General features: G+C 73.7%; 17 protein-coding genes. 9 read left to right on the top strand and 8 right to left on the bottom strand.

Annotation, left to right across the window (positions count from 1 at the left end; translation table 11 throughout):
• Nucleotides 1-118: 118 nt before the first annotated feature.
• Entirely contained in the window at nucleotides 119-1,483 is a 1,365-nt protein-coding gene (locus tag QRN89_RS04040; protein ID WP_290347966.1) for a dipeptidase, read from the bottom strand.
• Nucleotides 1,484-1,622: 139 nt separating this feature from the next.
• On the opposite strand from QRN89_RS04040, the gene QRN89_RS04035 reads away from it, so the two are divergent.
• Nucleotides 1,623-2,957, top strand: coding sequence for a geranylgeranyl reductase family protein (locus QRN89_RS04035; protein WP_290347965.1), 1,335 nt, complete (start codon nucleotides 1,623-1,625; stop codon nucleotides 2,955-2,957).
• Nucleotides 2,958-3,278: 321 nt separating this feature from the next.
• Here QRN89_RS04035 and QRN89_RS04030 read toward each other — a convergent pair whose 3' ends face one another.
• Nucleotides 3,279-3,734: a nitroreductase family deazaflavin-dependent oxidoreductase gene (locus QRN89_RS04030; RefSeq protein WP_290347964.1), complete on the bottom strand. Its 456-nt coding sequence runs from the start codon at nucleotides 3,732-3,734 to the stop codon at nucleotides 3,279-3,281.
• A gap of 155 nt (nucleotides 3,735-3,889) precedes the next feature.
• Here QRN89_RS04030 and QRN89_RS04025 point away from each other — a divergent pair, with 155 nt between their 5' ends.
• The 3 genes from QRN89_RS04025 to QRN89_RS04015 all read left to right on the top strand — a co-directional run bounded on the left by QRN89_RS04025 (nucleotide 3,890) and on the right by QRN89_RS04015 (nucleotide 6,654).
• On the top strand, nucleotides 3,890-4,633 hold the full coding sequence (locus QRN89_RS04025) for a TetR/AcrR family transcriptional regulator (protein WP_290347963.1): 744 nt from the start codon (nucleotides 3,890-3,892) through the stop codon (nucleotides 4,631-4,633).
• A 117-nt stretch (nucleotides 4,634-4,750) separates the two neighbouring features.
• Nucleotides 4,751-5,992 (top strand): sensor histidine kinase, encoded by a 1,242-nt coding sequence (locus tag QRN89_RS04020; protein ID WP_290347962.1) that lies wholly within the window; start codon nucleotides 4,751-4,753, stop codon nucleotides 5,990-5,992.
• Complete coding sequence (locus tag QRN89_RS04015) at nucleotides 5,989-6,654, top strand: response regulator (protein ID WP_290347961.1); 666 nt, start codon at nucleotides 5,989-5,991, stop codon at nucleotides 6,652-6,654. The genes QRN89_RS04020 and QRN89_RS04015 overlap by 4 nt, the downstream gene beginning before the upstream one ends.
• Here the strand turns inward: QRN89_RS04015 and QRN89_RS04010 are convergent.
• Complete coding sequence (locus QRN89_RS04010; protein WP_290347960.1) at nucleotides 6,615-6,908, bottom strand: DUF6332 family protein; 294 nt, start codon at nucleotides 6,906-6,908, stop codon at nucleotides 6,615-6,617. The genes QRN89_RS04015 and QRN89_RS04010 overlap by 40 nt on opposite strands.
• A 95-nt stretch (nucleotides 6,909-7,003) precedes the next feature.
• Entirely contained in the window at nucleotides 7,004-8,512 is a 1,509-nt protein-coding gene (locus tag QRN89_RS04005; RefSeq protein WP_290347959.1) for an MFS transporter, read from the bottom strand.
• An 88-nt stretch (nucleotides 8,513-8,600) separates the two neighbouring features.
• Between QRN89_RS04005 and QRN89_RS04000 the strand changes: the two genes are divergently transcribed.
• Nucleotides 8,601-9,005 carry a MarR family winged helix-turn-helix transcriptional regulator gene (locus QRN89_RS04000; RefSeq protein ID WP_290347958.1) on the top strand — a complete coding sequence of 135 codons (405 nt, stop codon included), beginning with the start codon at nucleotides 8,601-8,603 and terminating at the stop codon, nucleotides 9,003-9,005.
• A 189-nt stretch (nucleotides 9,006-9,194) separates the two neighbouring features.
• Here the strand turns inward: QRN89_RS04000 and QRN89_RS03995 are convergent, their stop codons facing one another.
• The 4 genes from QRN89_RS03995 to QRN89_RS03980 form a co-directional block, all read right to left on the bottom strand.
• Complete coding sequence (locus QRN89_RS03995) at nucleotides 9,195-9,935, bottom strand: maleylpyruvate isomerase family mycothiol-dependent enzyme (RefSeq protein WP_290347957.1); 741 nt, start codon at nucleotides 9,933-9,935, stop codon at nucleotides 9,195-9,197.
• 82 nt (nucleotides 9,936-10,017) lie between these two features.
• Complete coding sequence (locus tag QRN89_RS03990; RefSeq protein WP_290347956.1) at nucleotides 10,018-10,380, bottom strand: SCO4225 family membrane protein; 363 nt, start codon at nucleotides 10,378-10,380, stop codon at nucleotides 10,018-10,020.
• A 290-nt stretch (nucleotides 10,381-10,670) separates the two neighbouring features.
• The gene (locus tag QRN89_RS03985) at nucleotides 10,671-11,063 is read right to left on the bottom strand and encodes a TraR/DksA family transcriptional regulator (protein ID WP_290347955.1); all 393 of its coding nucleotides are present in this window, start codon (nucleotides 11,061-11,063) and stop codon (nucleotides 10,671-10,673) included.
• A 234-nt stretch (nucleotides 11,064-11,297) separates the two neighbouring features.
• Complete coding sequence (locus tag QRN89_RS03980) at nucleotides 11,298-12,584, bottom strand: MFS transporter (protein ID WP_290347954.1); 1,287 nt, start codon at nucleotides 12,582-12,584, stop codon at nucleotides 11,298-11,300.
• A 350-nt stretch (nucleotides 12,585-12,934) separates the two neighbouring features.
• Here QRN89_RS03980 and QRN89_RS03975 point away from each other — a divergent pair, with 350 nt between their 5' ends.
• The 4 genes from QRN89_RS03975 (at nucleotide 12,935) to QRN89_RS03960 (ending at nucleotide 17,381) form a co-directional block, all read left to right on the top strand.
• The gene (locus QRN89_RS03975; RefSeq protein ID WP_290347953.1) at nucleotides 12,935-14,161 is read left to right on the top strand and encodes an ROK family protein; all 1,227 of its coding nucleotides are present in this window, start codon (nucleotides 12,935-12,937) and stop codon (nucleotides 14,159-14,161) included.
• A gap of 251 nt (nucleotides 14,162-14,412) precedes the next feature.
• Nucleotides 14,413-15,270 (top strand): SAM-dependent methyltransferase, encoded by an 858-nt coding sequence (locus tag QRN89_RS03970; protein WP_392857281.1) that lies wholly within the window; start codon nucleotides 14,413-14,415, stop codon nucleotides 15,268-15,270.
• A 532-nt stretch (nucleotides 15,271-15,802) separates the two neighbouring features.
• Nucleotides 15,803-16,105 carry an SHOCT domain-containing protein gene (locus tag QRN89_RS03965; RefSeq protein WP_290347951.1) on the top strand — a complete coding sequence of 101 codons (303 nt, stop codon included), beginning with the start codon at nucleotides 15,803-15,805 and terminating at the stop codon, nucleotides 16,103-16,105.
• Nucleotides 16,106-16,142: 37 nt separating this feature from the next.
• Nucleotides 16,143-17,381, top strand: a complete 1,239-nt coding sequence (locus QRN89_RS03960; RefSeq protein ID WP_290347950.1) for an IS256 family transposase — start codon at nucleotides 16,143-16,145, stop codon at nucleotides 17,379-17,381.
• Nucleotides 17,382-17,385 lie beyond the last annotated feature (4 nt).

The raw sequence follows: 17,385 nt of genomic DNA, 5'->3' as shown, positions 1-17,385 counted from the left end.
CGTGCGTGCGGCCTGCGCATGTCCACCGGGCGGTCGCCCCGTGGCGGGCGCGCGCCCGCCACGGGGCCTCGCGGGGCGGGTCGGCGGCGCACCGCTCGGGCCCGGGTGGCGGTTCCCCTCAAGCCCGGCGGGAGCGCGCGTAGTTGACCAGGAAGTGCGCCTCGGCCACGGAGAGCCGCTCCAACTCCTCCGGCGAGACGCTCTCGTTGACGGCGTGGATCTGGGCGTCCGGCTCGCTCAGCCCGATCAGCAGGATCTCCGCCGACGGATAGAGCTCCGCGAGCGTGTTGCACAGCGGGATCGAACCGCCCATGCCGGCGGTCTGCATCTCCTGGCCCGGGTAGGCGACCCGCATGGCGTCGGCCATCGCCGTGTACGCCGGGCTGTGCACATCGGCGAGGAACGGCTGCCCCTGGCCGACCTGCTCGATGCTCACCCGCGCGTTCCACGGCGTGTGCTTCTCGATGTGCGCGAAGAGCAGCTTCGTCGCCTCGGCGGCGTCCTTGCCGGGCGGCACCCGCAGGCTGATCTGCGCGCGGGCGCTCGCCGGCACGGACGGGGTGGCACCGGCGACGGGGGAGCAGTCGATGCCGATCACTGTGACAGCGGGGCGCGCCCAGATGCGGTCGGCGACGGTGCCGTTGCCGATCAGGTCCACGCCGTCGAGGACCTTGGCGTCCGTGCGGAAGTCGGCGTCGGGGTACTGGAGCCCTTCCCAGGTGGTGTCGCCGTCGAGGCCCTCGATCACCGTCGAGCCGTCCTCGGCGCGCAGCGAGTCCAGGACGCGGATCAGCGCCGCCAGGGCGTCGGGGGCGGCGCCGCCGAACTGCCCGGAGTGCAGATTGCCCGCCAGGGTGTCGATCGTGACCCGGACCATCGTCATGCCGCGCAGCGTCGCGGTCACGGTGGGCAGTCCCACCCGGAAGTTACCGGCGTCGCCGATGACGATCGTGTCGGCGGCGAGCAGGTCCGGATGCGCCTCCGCGTACCGCTCGAGGCCGCCGGTGCCCTGCTCCTCGGAGCCCTCGACGATCACCTTGACCGAGACGGGCACCCCGCCGTTCGCCTTGAGGGCGCGCAGCGCGAGCAGATGCATGATGAAGCCGCCCTTGCAGTCGGCGGCGCCGCGCCCGTACCAGCGGCCGTCGCGCTCCGTCAGCTCGAACGGGGGCGAGACCCACGCCGCCTCGTCGAGCTTCGGCTGCACGTCGTAGTGCGCGTACAGCAGCACGGTGGGAGCACCCTCGGGGCCGGGCAGGAGGCCGTACACCGACTGCGAGCCGTCGGGGGTGTCGAGCAGCGCCACGTCCTGGAAGCCCTCGGCGCGCAGCGCGTCCGCAACCCAGTTCGCGGCGGCCTCGCACTCGCTCCTGGGCGCCACGGCCGGGTCCGCCACCGATTCGAACGCCACCAGTTCCGCGAGCTCCGCCTTCGCGCGGGGCATCAGGGACGCGACGGTCTCGGCGATCGGATTCGCGGTCATGGGCACGCTCCTTGTGGGTGCGACGTTGTGTGTCATGCGACGGTACGGCGATCCTCCCACAGCGGGACGCACGGGGGCCGCGCCGTAGGATGCCGTGGAGACCTTGGGCCGAGCGTCGGATCAGGAGCAGAAGCACATCGTGAGCAGCGAGAACGCAGATGCCGTCAACGGGCGGGACGAGCCGGTGTGGGATGTCGTCGTGGTCGGCGCCGGGCCCGCGGGAGCGTCGGCGGCCTACGCGGCCGCGGTGACCGGCCGCCGGGTGCTGCTGCTGGAGAAGGCCGAGCTGCCTCGCTACAAGACCTGCGGCGGCGGGATCATCGGTCCCTCGCGGGACGCGCTGCCGCCGGGTTTCGAACTTCCCCTGAAGGACCGGGTGCACGCGGTCACGTTCTCGATGAACGGCCGACTGGCCCGGACGCGGCGCTCGCGGCGGATGCTGTTCGGGCTCATCAACCGGCCCGAGTTCGACGCGGCTCTGGTGCAGCACGCGGAGAAGGCCGGTGCCGTCCTCCGCACCGGGGTCACGGTCTCCCGGGTCGATCAGCACGGACCCGCCGTGCCCGACCGCCGCACGGTCGCGGTCGTGCTCGCCGACGGGGAGACCGTCCTCGCCCGCGCCGTGGTCGGGGCCGACGGCAGCGCCAGCCGCATAGGAGCCCACGTCGGCGTGAAGACGGACCAGGTGGACCTGGGCCTGGAGGCCGAGATCCCGGTGCCCGCGACGGTCGCGGAGGACTGGGCGGGCCGGGTCCTGATCGACTGGGGCCCCATGCCGGGGAGTTACGGCTGGGTGTTCCCCAAGGGCGACGTGCTCACCGTCGGGGTGATCTCGGCGCGCGGCGAGGGCGCCGCCACCAAGCGCTATCTCGAGGACTTCATCGCCCGGCTGGGGCTGGCCGGGTTCGAGCCGGCCGTCTCGTCCGGGCATCTGACGCGCTGCCGCAGCGACGACTCGCCGCTGTCGCGCGGGCGGGTGCTGGTCTGCGGCGACGCGGCGGGCCTGCTGGAGCCGTGGACCCGGGAGGGCATCTCCTTCGCGCTGCGCTCGGGCAGGCTGGCCGGCGAGTGGGCGGTGCGCGTCGCGGAGGCGAACGACGCCGTCGACGCCCGCCGCCAGGCGCTCAACTACGCCTTCGCCGTCAAGGCCGGGCTCGGCGTGGAGATGGGTGTCGGCCGGCGCATGCTCTCGGTGTTCGAGCGGCGCCCGGGAATCCTGCACGCGGCGATCACGGGTTTCCGCCCCGCCTGGAAGGCGTTCTCCGACATCACGCGCGGGGCCACGACGCTGGCGGGCATCGTGCGTTCGCACGGGATCGCCCGGCGCGCCCTGGAAGCGATGGACCGCACCCGGCCCGCCGCACCGGCAGCGCAGGACCAGTCGGTTGACGGCTCGGTCGGCTCGGGCGGCTCGGTCGGCTCGGACGACGCGAGCGGAGAGGACGGGACGGACGGCGCGCGCGCCACGTCCTGATCACCGCTCGGGTGGTGGACGTCGTGGGGTCCGGTCGGGTACACCCCGATCGGCCGCCCACCGCCGGGCGGCGTGATCCTCCTGCCGCGTTCACGGCCCTTCCGGCCCCCGCCGCGACGCAGCGCCGCCCTACGGGGCACCGCCCGACCGCGCCCACCGCCCGGGCGGAGGCCGTCGCACGGCGGCAGCGACTCCACCGCGGCAGCGACTCTCGGCAAAGGCGACCGCGGCGATCGGGGCCCGAGGGTGCGGGCTGGTCCCGTCCACGGCCTCGCCGCGGCGATCACGTGTTCACCGTGATCAGGACCGTCCGTATGGCGATCACGTGTTCTCGGTGATCAGGAACACCGGATGGTCGGGGGCGGCCGCCAGGATCTCCTCGTCGGTGGACCGGGCGGTCACGCCCTTGAAGTACTGGTTGACCTCCCACCCCCAGCGCTTCAGATAGGCGCGCAGGATCGGGAGCTTCTCGGCGTCGTCCACGACCTCGGTGGCGCTGAACGTACGGATCTTGCGGCCGACGCGGAGCTCCCCGCCGCCCGCCACGCGCATGTTGCGGACCCACTGGGAGTGGCCTCGGGCCGAGACCAGGTACTGCTTGCCGCCGTGGCTGTGCGGGTTCACCGGGATGCGCTGCATTTGCCCGCTCTTGCGCCCCCGCACGGAGAGCTCGGCGGATCCGAGCAGGCTGATCCCGTGCCGTGCCAGCCGCCCGACGAGGTCGTTGAAGCGCCGGGCGACCGGTCCGGCCTTGATGTGGTGCGGAGACGACGACATGATCACGACCTCCATCGACAGGCCTGGGCCCGTCCCCGGGCCCGGAGGAGAGCAGTGCTCTCTCTTGTGAGCAGTGTGCACGCAGGAGGTGGCTCGGTGCAAGAGCGGTGCTCTCGTTGTTGGTCGGTGCTCTGATACGTGGAACACTGCTCCGCATGAACAGCGAGCAGCGCACCGGCCGGTCCGTCGGCCGCTCCGGCCCGGTCGTCCGGGGAGCCAGGGAGCGGGCGCGCGGCGAGATCACCGCGGCCATCAAGGACGAGGCGCGCAGGCAGCTCGCCGCGGACGGCGCCGCCAAGCTCTCCCTGCGCGCGGTCGCCCGGGAACTCGGCATGGTCTCCTCGGCGCTCTACCGCTACTTCCCCAGTCGCGACGACCTGCTCACCGCGCTGATCGTGGACGCGTACGACTCCGTGGGCGCCGCCGCGGAGACGGCTGCCCGTACCGGCGGCGATCCGCTCACCCGCTGGGTCGCCGTGTGTGCCGCGGTTCGGGCCTGGGCCCTCGAGCACCCCCATGAGTACGCGCTGATCTACGGCTCGCCCGTACCCGGCTACGCCGCCCCGCAGACCACCGTCGCACCCGCCTCCCGGGTGGGTCTCGTCCTCGTCGGCATCGCGCGCGAGGCCCGTCGCGGACCGGGCACCGCACCGCCCGGACTCCCCGGCCGGCTGCGCCCCGAGGCGGAGAGGATGGCCGCGGACCTCGCTCCGGAACTGCCGCCGGAGCTCGTCGCCGCGCTGGTCGCGGCATGGGCGCAGCTCTTCGGGCTGATCTCCTTCGAGGTCTTCGGGCAGTTCCACCGGGTCGTGGAGGACAGGGACGCGTTCTTCGCGCACGCCGCGGCCCGGCTCGGCCGGGAGGCGGGGATCGCCCCGTCCGCCGCCGACCGGGACTGACCGCGCCGCCGTTCCCCGGCCGGGCGGCGCGGCCTTCGGCGTACTCCGCCGGGAGTACGCGTGATCACCGCCCACGGCTGACGACCCCGGCGGTGGGCCGGGTCTAGCGTGACGGGTATGGACGAGCAGCGCTCCCGCCCCGACCCGCCGTGGAGACACGGTCCGCCGTGCACGCACGGCGGCGCGCCGTGGCGGCGCCGTGGACCGGGTCCGTGGAGCGGGACGGGACTGCCGTGGCGGTCCAGCCTGGTCCTCGCCGTGATCGTGTCGGTCGCGACGGGTTTCGCGGCCCGGAACCAGCCCGATCGCGAGCCCCTGGACGTGCTCGCCCTGTTGCTGCTGCTCGCCGGGCCCGCGGTCCTGCTGGTCCGCCGCAGGCATCCGGTCGCGGTCCTGTACGCGGTCGTCGTCGTCACCCTGGTCTACCTCGGTGCCGGGTACCCCTACGGGCCGGTCTTCCTCACCGTCGCCGTGGCCGTGTTCTCCGCCGTCGTCACGGGACACCGCCATGCGGCGTGGGGAGCCGTCGGCCTGCTGTGGGCCGGTCATCTCCTCGTCGCGCACCGGCTGTACGCGTATCTGCCGCCCGCCGGTGACCACGCGGCGCCCTGGGGCCAGGAACTGGTGGGAGCCGCCTGGATCGCGGCCGTGCTCGCGTCCGCCGAGGCGGTACGCGTACGCCGGGAGCAGTGGGCCCGCGAACGTGCCGAACGAGAGGCCGCCGAGAAGCGCCGTGCGGACGAGGAGCGGCTGCGCATCGCCCGCGAACTGCACGACGTGCTCGCCCACTCCATCTCCCTCATCAACGTCCAGGCCGGAGTCGGGCTCGCCCTGCTCGACTCCGACCCCGAACAGGCCCGTTCGGCCCTCACCACGATCAAGGCGGCCAGCAAGGAGGCCCTTGGCGAGGTGCGGCAGGTCCTGGACACCCTCCGGGCGCCGGGGGAGGCGCCCCGCGCGCCCGCTCCGGGACTCGGCCGGCTGCCCGAACTCGTCGAGCAGGCCGCCGGAGCAGGGCTCACGGTGGAGGTCGCGACGGAGGGCGGGGAGACCGCCCTGGCGCCAGGCGCCGACCTCGCCGCCTTCCGGATCGTGCAGGAGGCGCTCACGAACGTCGTACGGCACTCCGGCTCCCGCACCGCCCGGGTCCGGATCGCCCACGCGCCCGGCCGTCTCGACCTCACCGTCGACGACGACGGACCCGCCACCGGAGGCGATCACGGGGGAAGCGGCCGGGGGCTCGTCGGCATGCGGGAACGGGCCGCGGCGCTCGGCGGCACGATCGAGGCGGGCCCGCGCGGGGACGGAGGCTTCCGCGTGCACGCCCGACTGCCCGTCGAGCCGAAGGAGACATCGTGATCCGGGTACTGCTCGCCGACGACCAGGCGCTCGTACGCGCCGGCTTCCGGGCGCTGCTCGACGCCCAGCCGGACATCGAGGTCGCCGGGGAGGCGGCGGACGGCGAGGAGGCCCTCACCGGCGTCGCCCGACTCCGGCCCGACGTGGTCCTGATGGACATCCGCATGCCCCGGCTCGACGGACTCGCGGCCACCCGGCGGATCACCGGGGACACCGCGCTCGACGGGGTGAAGGTGGTCATGCTGACCACCTTCGAACTGGACGAGTACGTCTTCGAGGCGATCCGGTCCGGCGCCTCCGGCTTCCTCGTGAAGGACACCGAGCCCGAGGAACTCCTGCGCGCCGTGAGGGCCGTGGTGGAAGGCGACGCGCTGCTGTCGCCGGGTGTCACGCGCCGGCTCATCGCCGAGTTCGCCGCCCGTTCCAAGGAGCCCGCCGCGGCCGGGGCCCTCGCGGACCTCACCGAGCGGGAGCGGGAGGTGATGGCCCTCGTCGGCATCGGGTTGTCCAACGAGGAGATCGCCCGCCGCCTCGTGGTCAGCCCCCTCACGGCCAAGACGCACGTCAGCCGGACGATGGTGAAGCTCGGCGCCCGGGACCGCGCCCAACTCGTCGTCCTCGCCTACGAGTCGGGGCTCGTTCGGCCGGGCTGGCTGGGCTGACCCGGCAGACCGCGCCGGGCCGTCTCGCGCGAGAACCGCCGCAGCACCGTGACCACCCGAAGCGGGAAGACCAGCGCCGCCGCTGCCACGGCGGCGAGGAGGAGCCCGCGCTCGACGGCGTACGGCATGGCGAACATCAGCTTCGGTCCCGCGATCGCCCCGAACACCACCGCCGCCGCGAAGGCCGCGCTGAACAGCTCGTAACCGATCTCGACGGTCATCTCGTCCCGCTGTGCCTGTGTACGTGCCCCCATGCGGAGAGTGTCACAGGGCGGCGGCGAGCGGGCAATCCCCCGCCCCCGCCGCCCCGGTGGGTCGCCCCGCCCGTGTCAGGACGGGGACCGCCGTGTCAGTCGCGGGCGCCGACCGGCTCGGTCGCGGGCGCGGCCGTCGCGTCCTGGGTGGCCGGGCCCTCGCCCGACCGCGCGACCACGACGGAACCCCGCGGAGTCCCCCGGCCGCGCAGCCCGGTGACGGTGACGAGCAGGCCCGCCGCCGCGATCACCGTGACCACCACCAGGCCCGGCCGGAAGCTGTCCAGCACCTCCTGCGGACCGCCGTCCGCCGCGCCGCCGGCGGTGATCACCGCGGTGACGACGGCGAGGAAGACCGCTCCGCCGACCTGGATCGAGGTGTTCAGCAGCCCGGAGACCATGCCCTGCTCGTGGTCCTCCACGCCGTTGGTGGCCTGGATGTTGAGCGAGGGGAAGACCAGGGCGCAGGCCGCACCCAGCAGCAGCATCGAGGGGAGGACGACTGCGGCGTAGCGCGGTACGAGGTCGATCCGGAGGAACAGCGCATAGCCGATCACCAGCAGCGCGAACCCGGTCGCGATCACCCGGGGGGTGCCGAAGCGGTCCACGAGTCCGCCGATCCTCGTGGAGGAGAGCGCCACCAGCGCACCGGCGGGGAGGAAGGCCAGAGCCGTCTGCAGCGCCGACCAGCCGAGCAGGGACTGCATGTACTGGGTGACGAGGAACTGGAAGCCGACGTACGACCCGAAGAAGAAGGCGGCGCCCAGATTGGCCCGGATCTGGCTGCCCGAACGCAGCACACCCAGCCGGATCAGTGGATGGGAGCTGCGCCGTTCGATCCTGACGAAGAGGGCGAGCAGCGCCGCGGCGGCCAGGAAGGACAGCAGCGTCCGGGCCGTGGTCCAGCCCGCCTCGGGTGCCTGGACGACGGTGAAGACCAGCAGCAGCATCGCGGCGGTCCCGGTGACGGCGCCCGGGACGTCGTAGCCCTTGCCGGAGTCCTCACGGCGGCTGTGCGGGATGAGCCTGATGCCCGCGAGCAGGGCGAGCAGGGCGATCGGCGCGGGCAGCAGCATCGTCAGCCGCCAGCTGACCTCGGTGAGCAGACCGGACAGCACCAGTCCCATCGAGAAGCCGGTGGCGGCGCAGGTGGTGTAGATCGCGAGGGCCCGGTTGCGCTGCGGGCCCTCCTTGAAGGTCGTGGTGATGATGGACAGTCCGGCGGGTGCGGTGAACGCGGCGCTCAGGCCCTTGACGAAGCGGCTGGCGATGAGCAGCGGCCCGGAGTCCACCAGCCCGCCGAGCAGCGAGGCGAGCGCGAACACGGCGAGTGCGATCAGGAAGACCCGGCGCCTGCCCAGCAGATCGGCCGCGCGGCCGCCGAGCAGCAGGAGCCCGCCGTATCCGAGGATGTAGCCGCTGACGATCCATTGGAGCGTCGCGGTGGACAGGCCCAGGTCGGTGGCGATGGAAGGCAGGGCGACACCCACCATCGAGACGTCGAGAGCGTCCAGGAACATCGCGGCGCAGAGCACGAGGAGGGTGCCCCACAGCCGCGGGGTCCAGCGCTCCGGTGAGGTGGGGACGTCGGTCGGAGAGGTCATGGGACGCGACACTACATGCACATGCATTGAATGCAAGTGCATTTAATTCCTATGCAACAAAGTGGGCGACTTCTGCTAACGTGCGGTCATGGCCGCGGAGAAGTCCGAGCGTGCGCTCGTGAACGAATGGCGTGACGTGCTCGCGCTGCATGCGCGGACGATGTGCGAGCTCGACCGCGAGTTCCACCGGCACGGACTGGGCGCCAGTGACTTCGAGGTCCTGGACGTGCTCGCCGAAGGGACCGCCGAGGACGGCGGCTGTTCGTACCGGGTGCAGGAGCTCGCCTCCCGCGTGCATCTGAGCCAGAGCGCCCTCTCCCGGCTGGTCGCCCGGCTGGAGAAGGACGGCCTGGTGTCCCGCGGCATGTGCAGTGAGGACCGGCGCGGAGTACGGGTGGTGCTCACGGACAAGGGACGCGAGCGCCACGCGGAGGTGCAGCCGCTTCAGCGGGCGGTGCTGTCCCGGATGCTGACGGACCGCCAGTCCCCTTGAGTGCCGGGCCCGCAGGGCCGGTGGCCGCCCCGGGCCGAGCCCGCCGCACGGCGCGGCGCCGACGGCCCGATCCGCGATGCGGGCAGGAATCCGGCCCGACGCGAGAAGCCGGGGAGGGCTCCGGCCCGATGCGAGAACCCGGGGAGGACTCCGGCCCGGCCGGTCCTCGGCGGCGCGGACCGGGAGCACTCAGGCCCAGGTGATCGCGGACTTCTCCCGCCACAGCCGGGCGAGGCCCCCGTCGCCGTCCAGACTCACGTCGGTGACCGGAAGCCGGTTCCACAGCACGAGGTGGAGGCGGCCTGCCGGACCGCTCAGCTCGCAGTCCGCGGATCCTTCCGACGCGCGATCGGTGCGCGGCGGTTCGGCCGACAGCCGTACGGTCCAGACGTCGCCGGTGTCGGTCGTCCGCACGCGCAGGACCTTCGGTACGTCGGTCCTCATCCGGCTTCCCCGACGACCGTGGAACGCACACAGCAGCTCGTCGATGCCGTCGGCGGCGGCCCGCGCCGCTACGGGACCCGGCTCGCCGAGCGCCGACTCGGCGTCCACGCGGTGCACGGCCGTCTCGTGGGCCTGGCGGCGTGCCCAGAAGGCCAGAGGCGAGGGCGCCGGTAGAAAGGTCCAGCAGGCGAGGTCGGCCGGGGCCTCGGCGAGCGCCGCCACGAGCAGATCGTGTCCCTCCCGGAACCACTCCAGGAGCTCCGTCCCGTCCAGGTCCGGCTCACCGGCGGCCGGGTGGTGGTCCGCGTACCGCTCGGTCACGAAGGCCGCCGCCCAGCGGTGCACCATGCCGGTGTGCCGCAGCAGGTCCCCGATCCGCCACCCGGGGCAGGTCGGTACGGCCGCGTCCGGCCCCGCGGCCTCGGCGGCAGCGGCCAGCAACCGGCCCTCTGTGCTCAGGTGCTCGATCAGCTCGGCCGTCTCCATGGTGGGCATTCTGCCGGAGGCACGGCGGCGGCGGGCGGTCCGGCCGGAAAGTGCCCGGGCCGGGGGCGGCCGAAGGTGCCCGTCAGACGCCGTGCGGACGTGCCGCGTGCCGCTCGGCCCGCAGCAGCCGTACGAACAGACCGAGTGCGATTGCCTGGACGAGCACCGACACCACCAGCGAGGGGTAGAGGAACCAGGCGGAGCCGGCGACCCCGTCGCCCAGCAGCGAGCCGGCGATCAGAAAGAGGAAGACGGCCGGCGCGGCGAGGAGGAACAGCCAGACGCCGGCGAGCGAGGCGTCCTCGTGGTGCACGAACAGGGTGTCCACGGCGACGAAGACGGCCGTGGCGACGACGACGCCGAGGTACGCGAGGGAAGCGGGACTGGCGACGGCCGTCCGGACGAGGCCCGGCAGGCGCCGGGCGTTGCTGAACCGGAGTGTCATGGCGGATGCCCCCTGATGTCGATGCGTCCATGGTGCGCACGGTGAGCGGCGCTGTGCCTGAGTACGGGTACTCAGGGAGCCGGTACTCATTCAGGGGCCGGTACTCGGCTGCCGGCGCGGCGCGTTGTGCCGGTGGTGGGACGAGCCGGTGGTGGGACGACGGGGGCGGGGGAGGCGGTGTGAGGGGAGGTTCGGCGGTTCGGGCGCGGTCCGTCGTCCGGGGCCGTGTCGGTGCCTGCGTGCCGGTGCCGGTGCCGGGCGTCGCGGCGCGGGGAGCGGCCGGGGCGGCGTCAGCGTCGGCGGGGCGTGGCGGCGCAGCGAACGCAGGTGGTCGCTGCCGGGCGCACTTCCAGCCGCTCCGGGGGGATCGGCTCGCCGCATGTCTCGCAGCGCCCGTAGCCGCCCCGTTCCAGCCGGTCCAGCGCCAGATCGAGATCGGCCAGGTGCTCGCGCGCCTGGGCCAGCAGCGCGGCGACATGAGCGCGCTCGAAGGCGGTGCTCGATCCTTCGGGGTCGTGTTCGTCGTCGACGGCCACCAGGGCGTTCGCCTCGACGATTCCCTCGTACTCCCGGTTCAGGGCGTCGATCCGCTCGCGCGTCCCCGCACGGTCGGCAGCGAGCCGCTCGCGGGCGGCCCTCCGCTCGGCCGAGAGGTCCGGCTCATCGGGGGAGAGATCGGTCATCCTGTTGCCAACGCCCGTACGTCGCGTCCCATTCCGGACCGTTCGGCGGTACGGCCGCCGCGCCCGTCGCCCGTGCCCGGGCAAGGCATGGCGACGACGGCCCCGCCGCTCCCGTTCCCGCTCCCGGGCCGGCAGGGCGCGGGACGCACTGTCCCGTTGTCCGCGTGGCGGGCGTGGGGGCGGGCCCCGTGGCTTGGCGCGGCCCCACGGGCGCGGCCCGCGCTGCGGCCGTCGTCAGCGGCGCACGGTCCGGCACGGCTCGGCGGATGCCGGCTCGGACGCAGGCCGCCGGCTCTCGGCCCGTGCCGAGTCCTGCACGGCCGGCGTCCGGCGTGCCGCAAAGCCGATCACCGCGGCCACGGCGGCGAGCACGGCCACCGTCGTCAGCGCCACCGGCAGCGAGAACCAGTCGGCGAGGAAGCCGATGGCGGGGGGCCCGAGCAGCATGCCGCCGTAGCCCAGCGTGGAGGCGGTGGCCACACCGCTGGGCCCGGCGAGCGCGCCCGCACGTGCCACCGCGACGGGGAAGATGTTCGCCAGCCCGAGTCCGGTCACGGCGAAGCCCAGCAGGGCCAGCCAGACCGTCGGAGCCAGCGAGCCGAGCAGCATGCCGACCGCGGCGGTCAGCCCGCCCGCGACCAGTGTCCGGGTCTGCCCGAGCCGTTCCAGCAGCGTGGTGCCGGACAGCCGGCCCGCGGTCATCGCCAGCGCGAACAGCGAGTATCCGGCGGCCGCCACGCCCGCGTGCGCCCCGAGGTCCTGCTCCAGATGGAGCGCTCCCCAGTCGGCGAGGGCACCTTCGCCGTACGCGGTGCACAGGGCGATGACGCCGAAGACCACGACGAGCCGCCGCGTACGTCCGGAGAGCTGGGCCCGGTCGTCCCCGCGTGCGCCGGAGGACGGGGCCGGGCCGGTGCCCTCGTGGGCGGTGGGGGAGGGGTGCCGCAGCAGGACCGGACCGGCCACGGCGGTGACGACGAGCCCGGTCACCGTGAGGACCAGCAGATGGGAGGCGGGGGAGAGGCCCGCGGCCACCAGCCCGCCGAGACCGGCGCCGATCATGCCGCCGAGGCTGAAGGCCGCGTGGAAGCTGGGCATGACGGGCCGTCGCAGAACGGCGACGAGGTCCACGGCGGCGCTGTTCATGGCCACGTTGATCCCGCCGTAGGCGGCGCCGAACACCAGCAGCACCAGCCCCAGGGTGAGGGCGGAGTGCGTCTGCGCCGGCAGCGCGATGCTGAGGGAGAGCAGGACCGCGGCCGCGACGGTCAGCGGATGGCTTCCGAAACGCGCGCACAGGCGTCCCGTGAGCGTCATCGTCACCACGGCCCCGGCGGACACGCCGAGCAGGGCGAGGCCCAGATCGCTCGCCGAGGCGCCGGTCTGCTCCTTGATGGCGGGGATGCGGACGACCCAGCCCGCGAAGAGGAACCCGTCCAGGGCGAAGAAGACGGTGAGGGCGATCCGGAGCCGGGAGAGGGAGAGAGCGAGGGGCGAGGAGGGTTTGTTTAGTAGCGGCACAAAGTCAGGATAGGGGCGGCCGCCGCTCCCGCACAACCGAGCCGACCGGCCCGGCGCGCGGCCGGGGAGGAGGCCGGGAACGAGACTGGGGAAGTGACCGCCGGCGCTCCCGGGTGAACCGCGCACCCGACGAGGGCGGGGCCGACCGAGACGACGGGCCGAGGCCCGGCCGAACGGAGACGGTGTCCGGCCGGACGGGAGGGGAACGGAGACGGGGTCCGGCCGGACGGGAGGGGAACGGAGACGGTGTCCGCCCGCACCGGCAGAGAGCCCCGACGCCGCTCCCGCGCCCCGGGCGAGTGCCCCGCCGAAGTGTCCCCCGGCCTGCGGGATCATGGGAGACTGCGCCCATGAACGGCAAGGTGACGAGCACCCGGACGCGGCTGGAGAGAGGTCGCAGCGCCCTCGGCCCCGCACTGGAACTGGTCCACACGGGTCGCGCGCCCACCCGGGCCGTGCTGACCTCCGAGCTGGGCGTCACCAGGGCCACGGCCGGCGCGGTCGCCGCCGAACTGGAGGCGCTCGGCCTCATCCGGGTGGACTCCCGGCCCGGGGCGGCCGCCGGTTCCCAGGGGCGCCCCTCCCACCGTCTCGCCGTGGACGAGAAGGGCCCCGTCGCTCTCGCCGCCCAGGTGCACGCGGACGGGTTCCGGGCCGCGCTGGTGGGACTCGGGGGCACGATCGTCGCCACCGCGCCCGGCTGCGTCACGGTCTCCGCCGATCCGGCGCAGGTGCTCGGCGAGGTCGTGCACGCGGGCGCGGAACTGCTGAAGGAGTCCGGCCGCCACTGCGTCGGCGCCGGGCTCGCCGTCCCCTCCGCCGTCGCCGAGCCCGAGGGCACCGCCCTCAATCCGCTGCACCTCGCCTGGCCGGCGGGCGTTCCGGTGCGTGACATCTTCGCCGACTGCGTGCGGGCGGCCGGTGTCACGGGGCCCGCCTTCACCGGCAACGACGTCAACCTCGCCGCCCTCGCCGAGCACCGGCACGGTGCCGGCCGCGGAGCACAGCACCTCCTCTGTGTCGCCACCGGCCACCGCGGCGTCGGCGGCGCGCTCGTCCTCGACGGCAGACTGCACACCGGCAGCTCCGGCCTCGCCCTGGAGGTGGGCCACCTCACCGTCAACCCCGAGGGGCGTGCCTGCCATTGCGGCAGCCGAGGCTGCCTCGACGTGGAGGCCGACCCCCTCGCGTTCCTCACGGCGGCCGGCCGTGCCCCCGGCCCCGAGGTCTCCCTGCTCCAGCAGTCCAGGGACCTGCTGCGCACGGAGTACGGCGACCCGACGGTACGGGCGGCGGCCGAGGAGATCGTCGACCGGCTGGGCCTCGGACTCGCGGGGCTCGTCAACATCCTCAATCCGGACCGCATCATCCTCGGCGGTCTCCACCGTGAACTGCTCGACGCCGATCCCGAGCGGTTGCGAGCAGTGGTCGCCGACCGCAGCCTCTGGGGCCGCAGCGGCAGTGTGCCGATCCTGCCCTGCACCCTCGACCACAACAGCCTGGTGGGCGCCGCCGAACTGGCCTGGCAGCCGGTGCTGGACGATCCGCTGACCGTGCTGGCGCAGCGCGTTCCGTGAGCGCCCGCGACGAACGGCCCGTGCGGCCTGCGCTGCGCGCGCCAGTGAGTGCGACCGGGAGCACAGTGAGTGCGACCGGGAGCAGCGGGACCACCTGAGCGACCGGAGCGACAGGAACCAGGGGATTCGGCGGGAGCGGGGAGCACCGCGGACGACCGGAGTGGGCGGGACGGCGGCAGCGCGCCGCCGGGACTCCGCTCGAGTGCCGACGGGGGCACCGGCCGACGCCCTGCCGGTGCGCGGCAATTCGGATGCGCGCGCGTGCCGCTCACCGTACCGTCCCCGGCATGGCCGACACCGATCTCCCGCCCCGCCTGACCCGCCTGACCTTCCACGGGCCGCTGTCCGAGGAGCGCGCCGCCCGGCTCGTCGCGCGTCTCGCCCGCCGCGAGCCGGCCACCGTCCTCGACATCGGCTGCGGCTGGGGCGAGTTGATGCTGCGACTGCTGGAGGCAGCGCCCGACGCCAAGGGCGTGGGCATCGACCTGAACGGGGACGACCTCTCCCGCGGTCGCCGCAACGCGGCCACGCGCGGGCTCCTCGCACGCGTCGAGTTCCTCGAGGAGTCGGCGACCGGCACTCCGCACGGACCGGCCGACGTCGTCCTGTGCGTGGGCTCCGGCCAGGCCCTGCTCGGCCCGGACGGCGGTGACGCGGACGGGACCGGCCCGGTCACCGGCGGCGAGACCGGCGCCTCGGGGGCGCTCCGGGCGACCACCGCGGCGCTCCGGGCGCTCCGTTCACTGGTCACCCCGGGCGGGCGCGTGCTGTTCGGCGAGGGCTTCTGGCAGCGCACCCCCGCGCCGGAGGAACTGGCCGCGATGTGGCCCGGTGCCCGCGCCGACGACCACCTGCTGCTGGCCGACGTCGCAGAGGCCGCCGTCGCCGCCGGATTCCGTATCGAGGCGATCGAGACCGCCGGTGAAACGGAGTGGGAGGACTTCGAGTCGGGCTACCTCGCCGACCTGGAGGAATGGCTCACCACCCACCCGGGGCACCCCCTCGCCGAGGGCACCCGCGAGCGGGTGGACCGTCACCGGGCGAGCTGGCTCCGCGGATACCGGGGGGTGCTTGGCCTCGCGTACCTCACGCTGATCCCGGCGGTCTGACCTTCGGGCCGATTGCGTTCGCCCGGCGCTCCGGCCTTCGGGCCCCCGGCCCTGGCGCTGCGGCCTTCGGGCCCCCGGCCCCGGTGGCCCGGCCTTCGGGCCGATCCCGGTCGCCCGGTCCCCCAACCGGTTCCCGGTGGCCCGGCGCCCACGCCGCCCCCGGTCGCCGGCCCCGGCCACCCCACCACCCTCCGGCTCCGAGACCACCTCCGGCTCCGAGACCACCTCCGGCTCCGAGCCCTCCCCGGTTCCCGCGACTGGTCGGCGTCCGCGGACCGACGCGCCGCACGGAACCGGGGGCAGCCGGGCCGCGGTCGTGCCCGGACCGCGGCTGGGCCCCGGGCCGCGGTCGTGCCCAGGCCACCGGCTCGCCCGCCGTACCCCGGTACTCCGCACCCCCCCGTACTCCCGCGTCCGTACTCCCCGAGCCGTACGCACAGTGCCGCCGCCCGTACGACGACCCGCACGCCCTCCCGGAGTGACCCTCGATGCGCAGAGGACATCACCACCGGAACACGAGGAGCTGACCGCAATGAACTCGCTCGCACACGTCGGGCCCGCCCCGTGGATCCTGTTCTTCCCGCTCGTCTGGGCGGCGGTGATCCTCGGCGGCATCACGCTGCTGAGGCGCGCCGGCCTGCGAGGTCGTCCCGGGCCGTGGCAGCACGCGCACGCCGCGCACCCCTCGCGACCCTCGTACGGCGAGCGCTCACCGATCGCGGTGCTCGGGCGGCGGTTGGTTGCGTCCTGGGAAGTGGTGTACGGGTTCGACCTGATCCGGGGGTTTGCTCCGGCATCGGGATGGCGCCCGCATAGACGAACGGCCACCGGCTGATCTTCGAAGTGTCGAAGCCTCGAAGGAGATCAGCACGATGACCGCACCAGACAGTCTGCCCCTGCACGCCCTCGCCGAGGACAACCTCGCCTCGGCGAGTCCCGATCTGCTGCGCGCGATGGTGAAGACGTTCGCCGATGCGCTCATGTCGGCGGAGGCCGACGCCCTCTGCAACGCGGAGTACGGGCAGGTCAGCGAGGAACGCGTCAACCATCGCAACGGCTATCGCCCGCGCGAGTGGGACACCCGCGCCGGGACCGTCGAGCTCGCCGTCCCCAAGCTGCGGCAGGGCAGTTACTTCCCGCACTGGCTGCTCGAACGCCGTCGCCGGGCCGAACAGGCCCTGATCTCGGTGGTCGCCACCGCCTACCTGCTCGGCGTCTCCACCCGCCGGGTCGAGAAGCTCGCCGAGTCCCTCGGTGTCACCCAGCTGTCGAAGTCCCAGGTCAGCGCGATGGCCAAGCACTTGGACGAACAGGTCGCCGCCTTCCGCAACCGGCCCCTGGACGCCGGGCCGTATGCGTTCGTCTGGGTCGACGCACTGACCCAGAAGGTCCGGGAAGGCGGCCGCATCATCAACGTCCACGCGCTGATCGCGGTTGGCGTCAACGCCGACGGACACCGCGAGATCCTCGGCATCGACGTCGCCACCGCCGAAGACGGCGCCGGCTGGCTCGCCTTCCTGCGCTCACTCATCGCTCGCGGCCTAACCGGCGTCCAGCTCGTCATCTCCGACGCCCATGCCGGCCTCGTCGACGCCATCGGTGCCGTTCTGCCCGGCGCGTCGTGGCAGCGCTGCCGCACCCACTATGCGAGGAACTTGCTGAGCCAGGTTCCGAAATCGGCCCAGCCCTGGGTGGCCACGCTGCTGCGGACCGTCTTCGAACAGCCCGACACCGACGCGGTCCAAGCACAGATGCGGCACGTCCTGGACGCGCTGGAGGCCAAGTTCCCGAAAGCCGCAGCCCACTTGGACGCTGTCCAGCATGACCTGCTGGCCTTCACGGCCTTCCCGCGTGAGATCTGGCGACAGATCTGGTCGAACAACCCGCAGGAGCGGCTGAACAAGGAGATCCGCCGCCGCACAGACGTGGTCGGCATCTTCCCCGACCGCACAGCCGTCATCCGGCTGGTCGGGGCGGTCCTGGCCGAGCAGAACGACGAGTGGACCGAAGCCCGCCGCTACATGGGCCGCGACCTGCTGGCCAAGGCCCGACTCCACCCGATCGAGTCAGAAAACAACGACACCCTCCTGCCCACCGAACTCACCGCATAGCCTC

Source organism: Streptomyces sp. HUAS CB01 (genome assembly GCF_030406905.1).
GTDB lineage: Bacteria > Actinomycetota > Actinomycetes > Streptomycetales > Streptomycetaceae > Streptomyces > Streptomyces chengbuensis.
Note: the sequence above shows the minus strand (reverse complement) of the source record. Positions and strands in the feature narration are given on the sequence as shown.

What these genes read in the sequence shown, in the direction of transcription:
- QRN89_RS04040 (WP_290347966.1), bottom strand. Translation starts at nt 1,483, where the DNA reads ATGACCGCGAATCCGATCGCCGAGACCGTCGCGTCCCTGATGCCCCGC.
- QRN89_RS03970 (WP_392857281.1), top strand. Translation starts at nt 14,413, where the DNA reads ATGCGCGCGCGTGCCGCTCACCGTACCGTCCCCGGCATGGCCGACACC.
- QRN89_RS04010 (WP_290347960.1), bottom strand. Translation starts at nt 6,908, where the DNA reads ATGGGGGCACGTACACAGGCACAGCGGGACGAGATGACCGTCGAGATC.
- QRN89_RS04005 (WP_290347959.1), bottom strand. Translation starts at nt 8,512, where the DNA reads ATGACCTCTCCGACCGACGTCCCCACCTCACCGGAGCGCTGGACCCCG.
- QRN89_RS03965 (WP_290347951.1), top strand. Translation starts at nt 15,803, where the DNA reads ATGAACTCGCTCGCACACGTCGGGCCCGCCCCGTGGATCCTGTTCTTC.
- QRN89_RS03985 (WP_290347955.1), bottom strand. Translation starts at nt 11,063, where the DNA reads ATGACCGATCTCTCCCCCGATGAGCCGGACCTCTCGGCCGAGCGGAGG.
- QRN89_RS04025 (WP_290347963.1), top strand. Translation starts at nt 3,890, where the DNA reads ATGAACAGCGAGCAGCGCACCGGCCGGTCCGTCGGCCGCTCCGGCCCG.
- QRN89_RS04030 (WP_290347964.1), bottom strand. Translation starts at nt 3,734, where the DNA reads ATGTCGTCGTCTCCGCACCACATCAAGGCCGGACCGGTCGCCCGGCGC.
- QRN89_RS04000 (WP_290347958.1), top strand. Translation starts at nt 8,601, where the DNA reads ATGGCCGCGGAGAAGTCCGAGCGTGCGCTCGTGAACGAATGGCGTGAC.
- QRN89_RS03975 (WP_290347953.1), top strand. Translation starts at nt 12,935, where the DNA reads ATGAACGGCAAGGTGACGAGCACCCGGACGCGGCTGGAGAGAGGTCGC.
- QRN89_RS03995 (WP_290347957.1), bottom strand. Translation starts at nt 9,935, where the DNA reads ATGGAGACGGCCGAGCTGATCGAGCACCTGAGCACAGAGGGCCGGTTG.
- QRN89_RS04020 (WP_290347962.1), top strand. Translation starts at nt 4,751, where the DNA reads ATGGACGAGCAGCGCTCCCGCCCCGACCCGCCGTGGAGACACGGTCCG.
- QRN89_RS03960 (WP_290347950.1), top strand. Translation starts at nt 16,143, where the DNA reads ATGACCGCACCAGACAGTCTGCCCCTGCACGCCCTCGCCGAGGACAAC.
- QRN89_RS03990 (WP_290347956.1), bottom strand. Translation starts at nt 10,380, where the DNA reads ATGACACTCCGGTTCAGCAACGCCCGGCGCCTGCCGGGCCTCGTCCGG.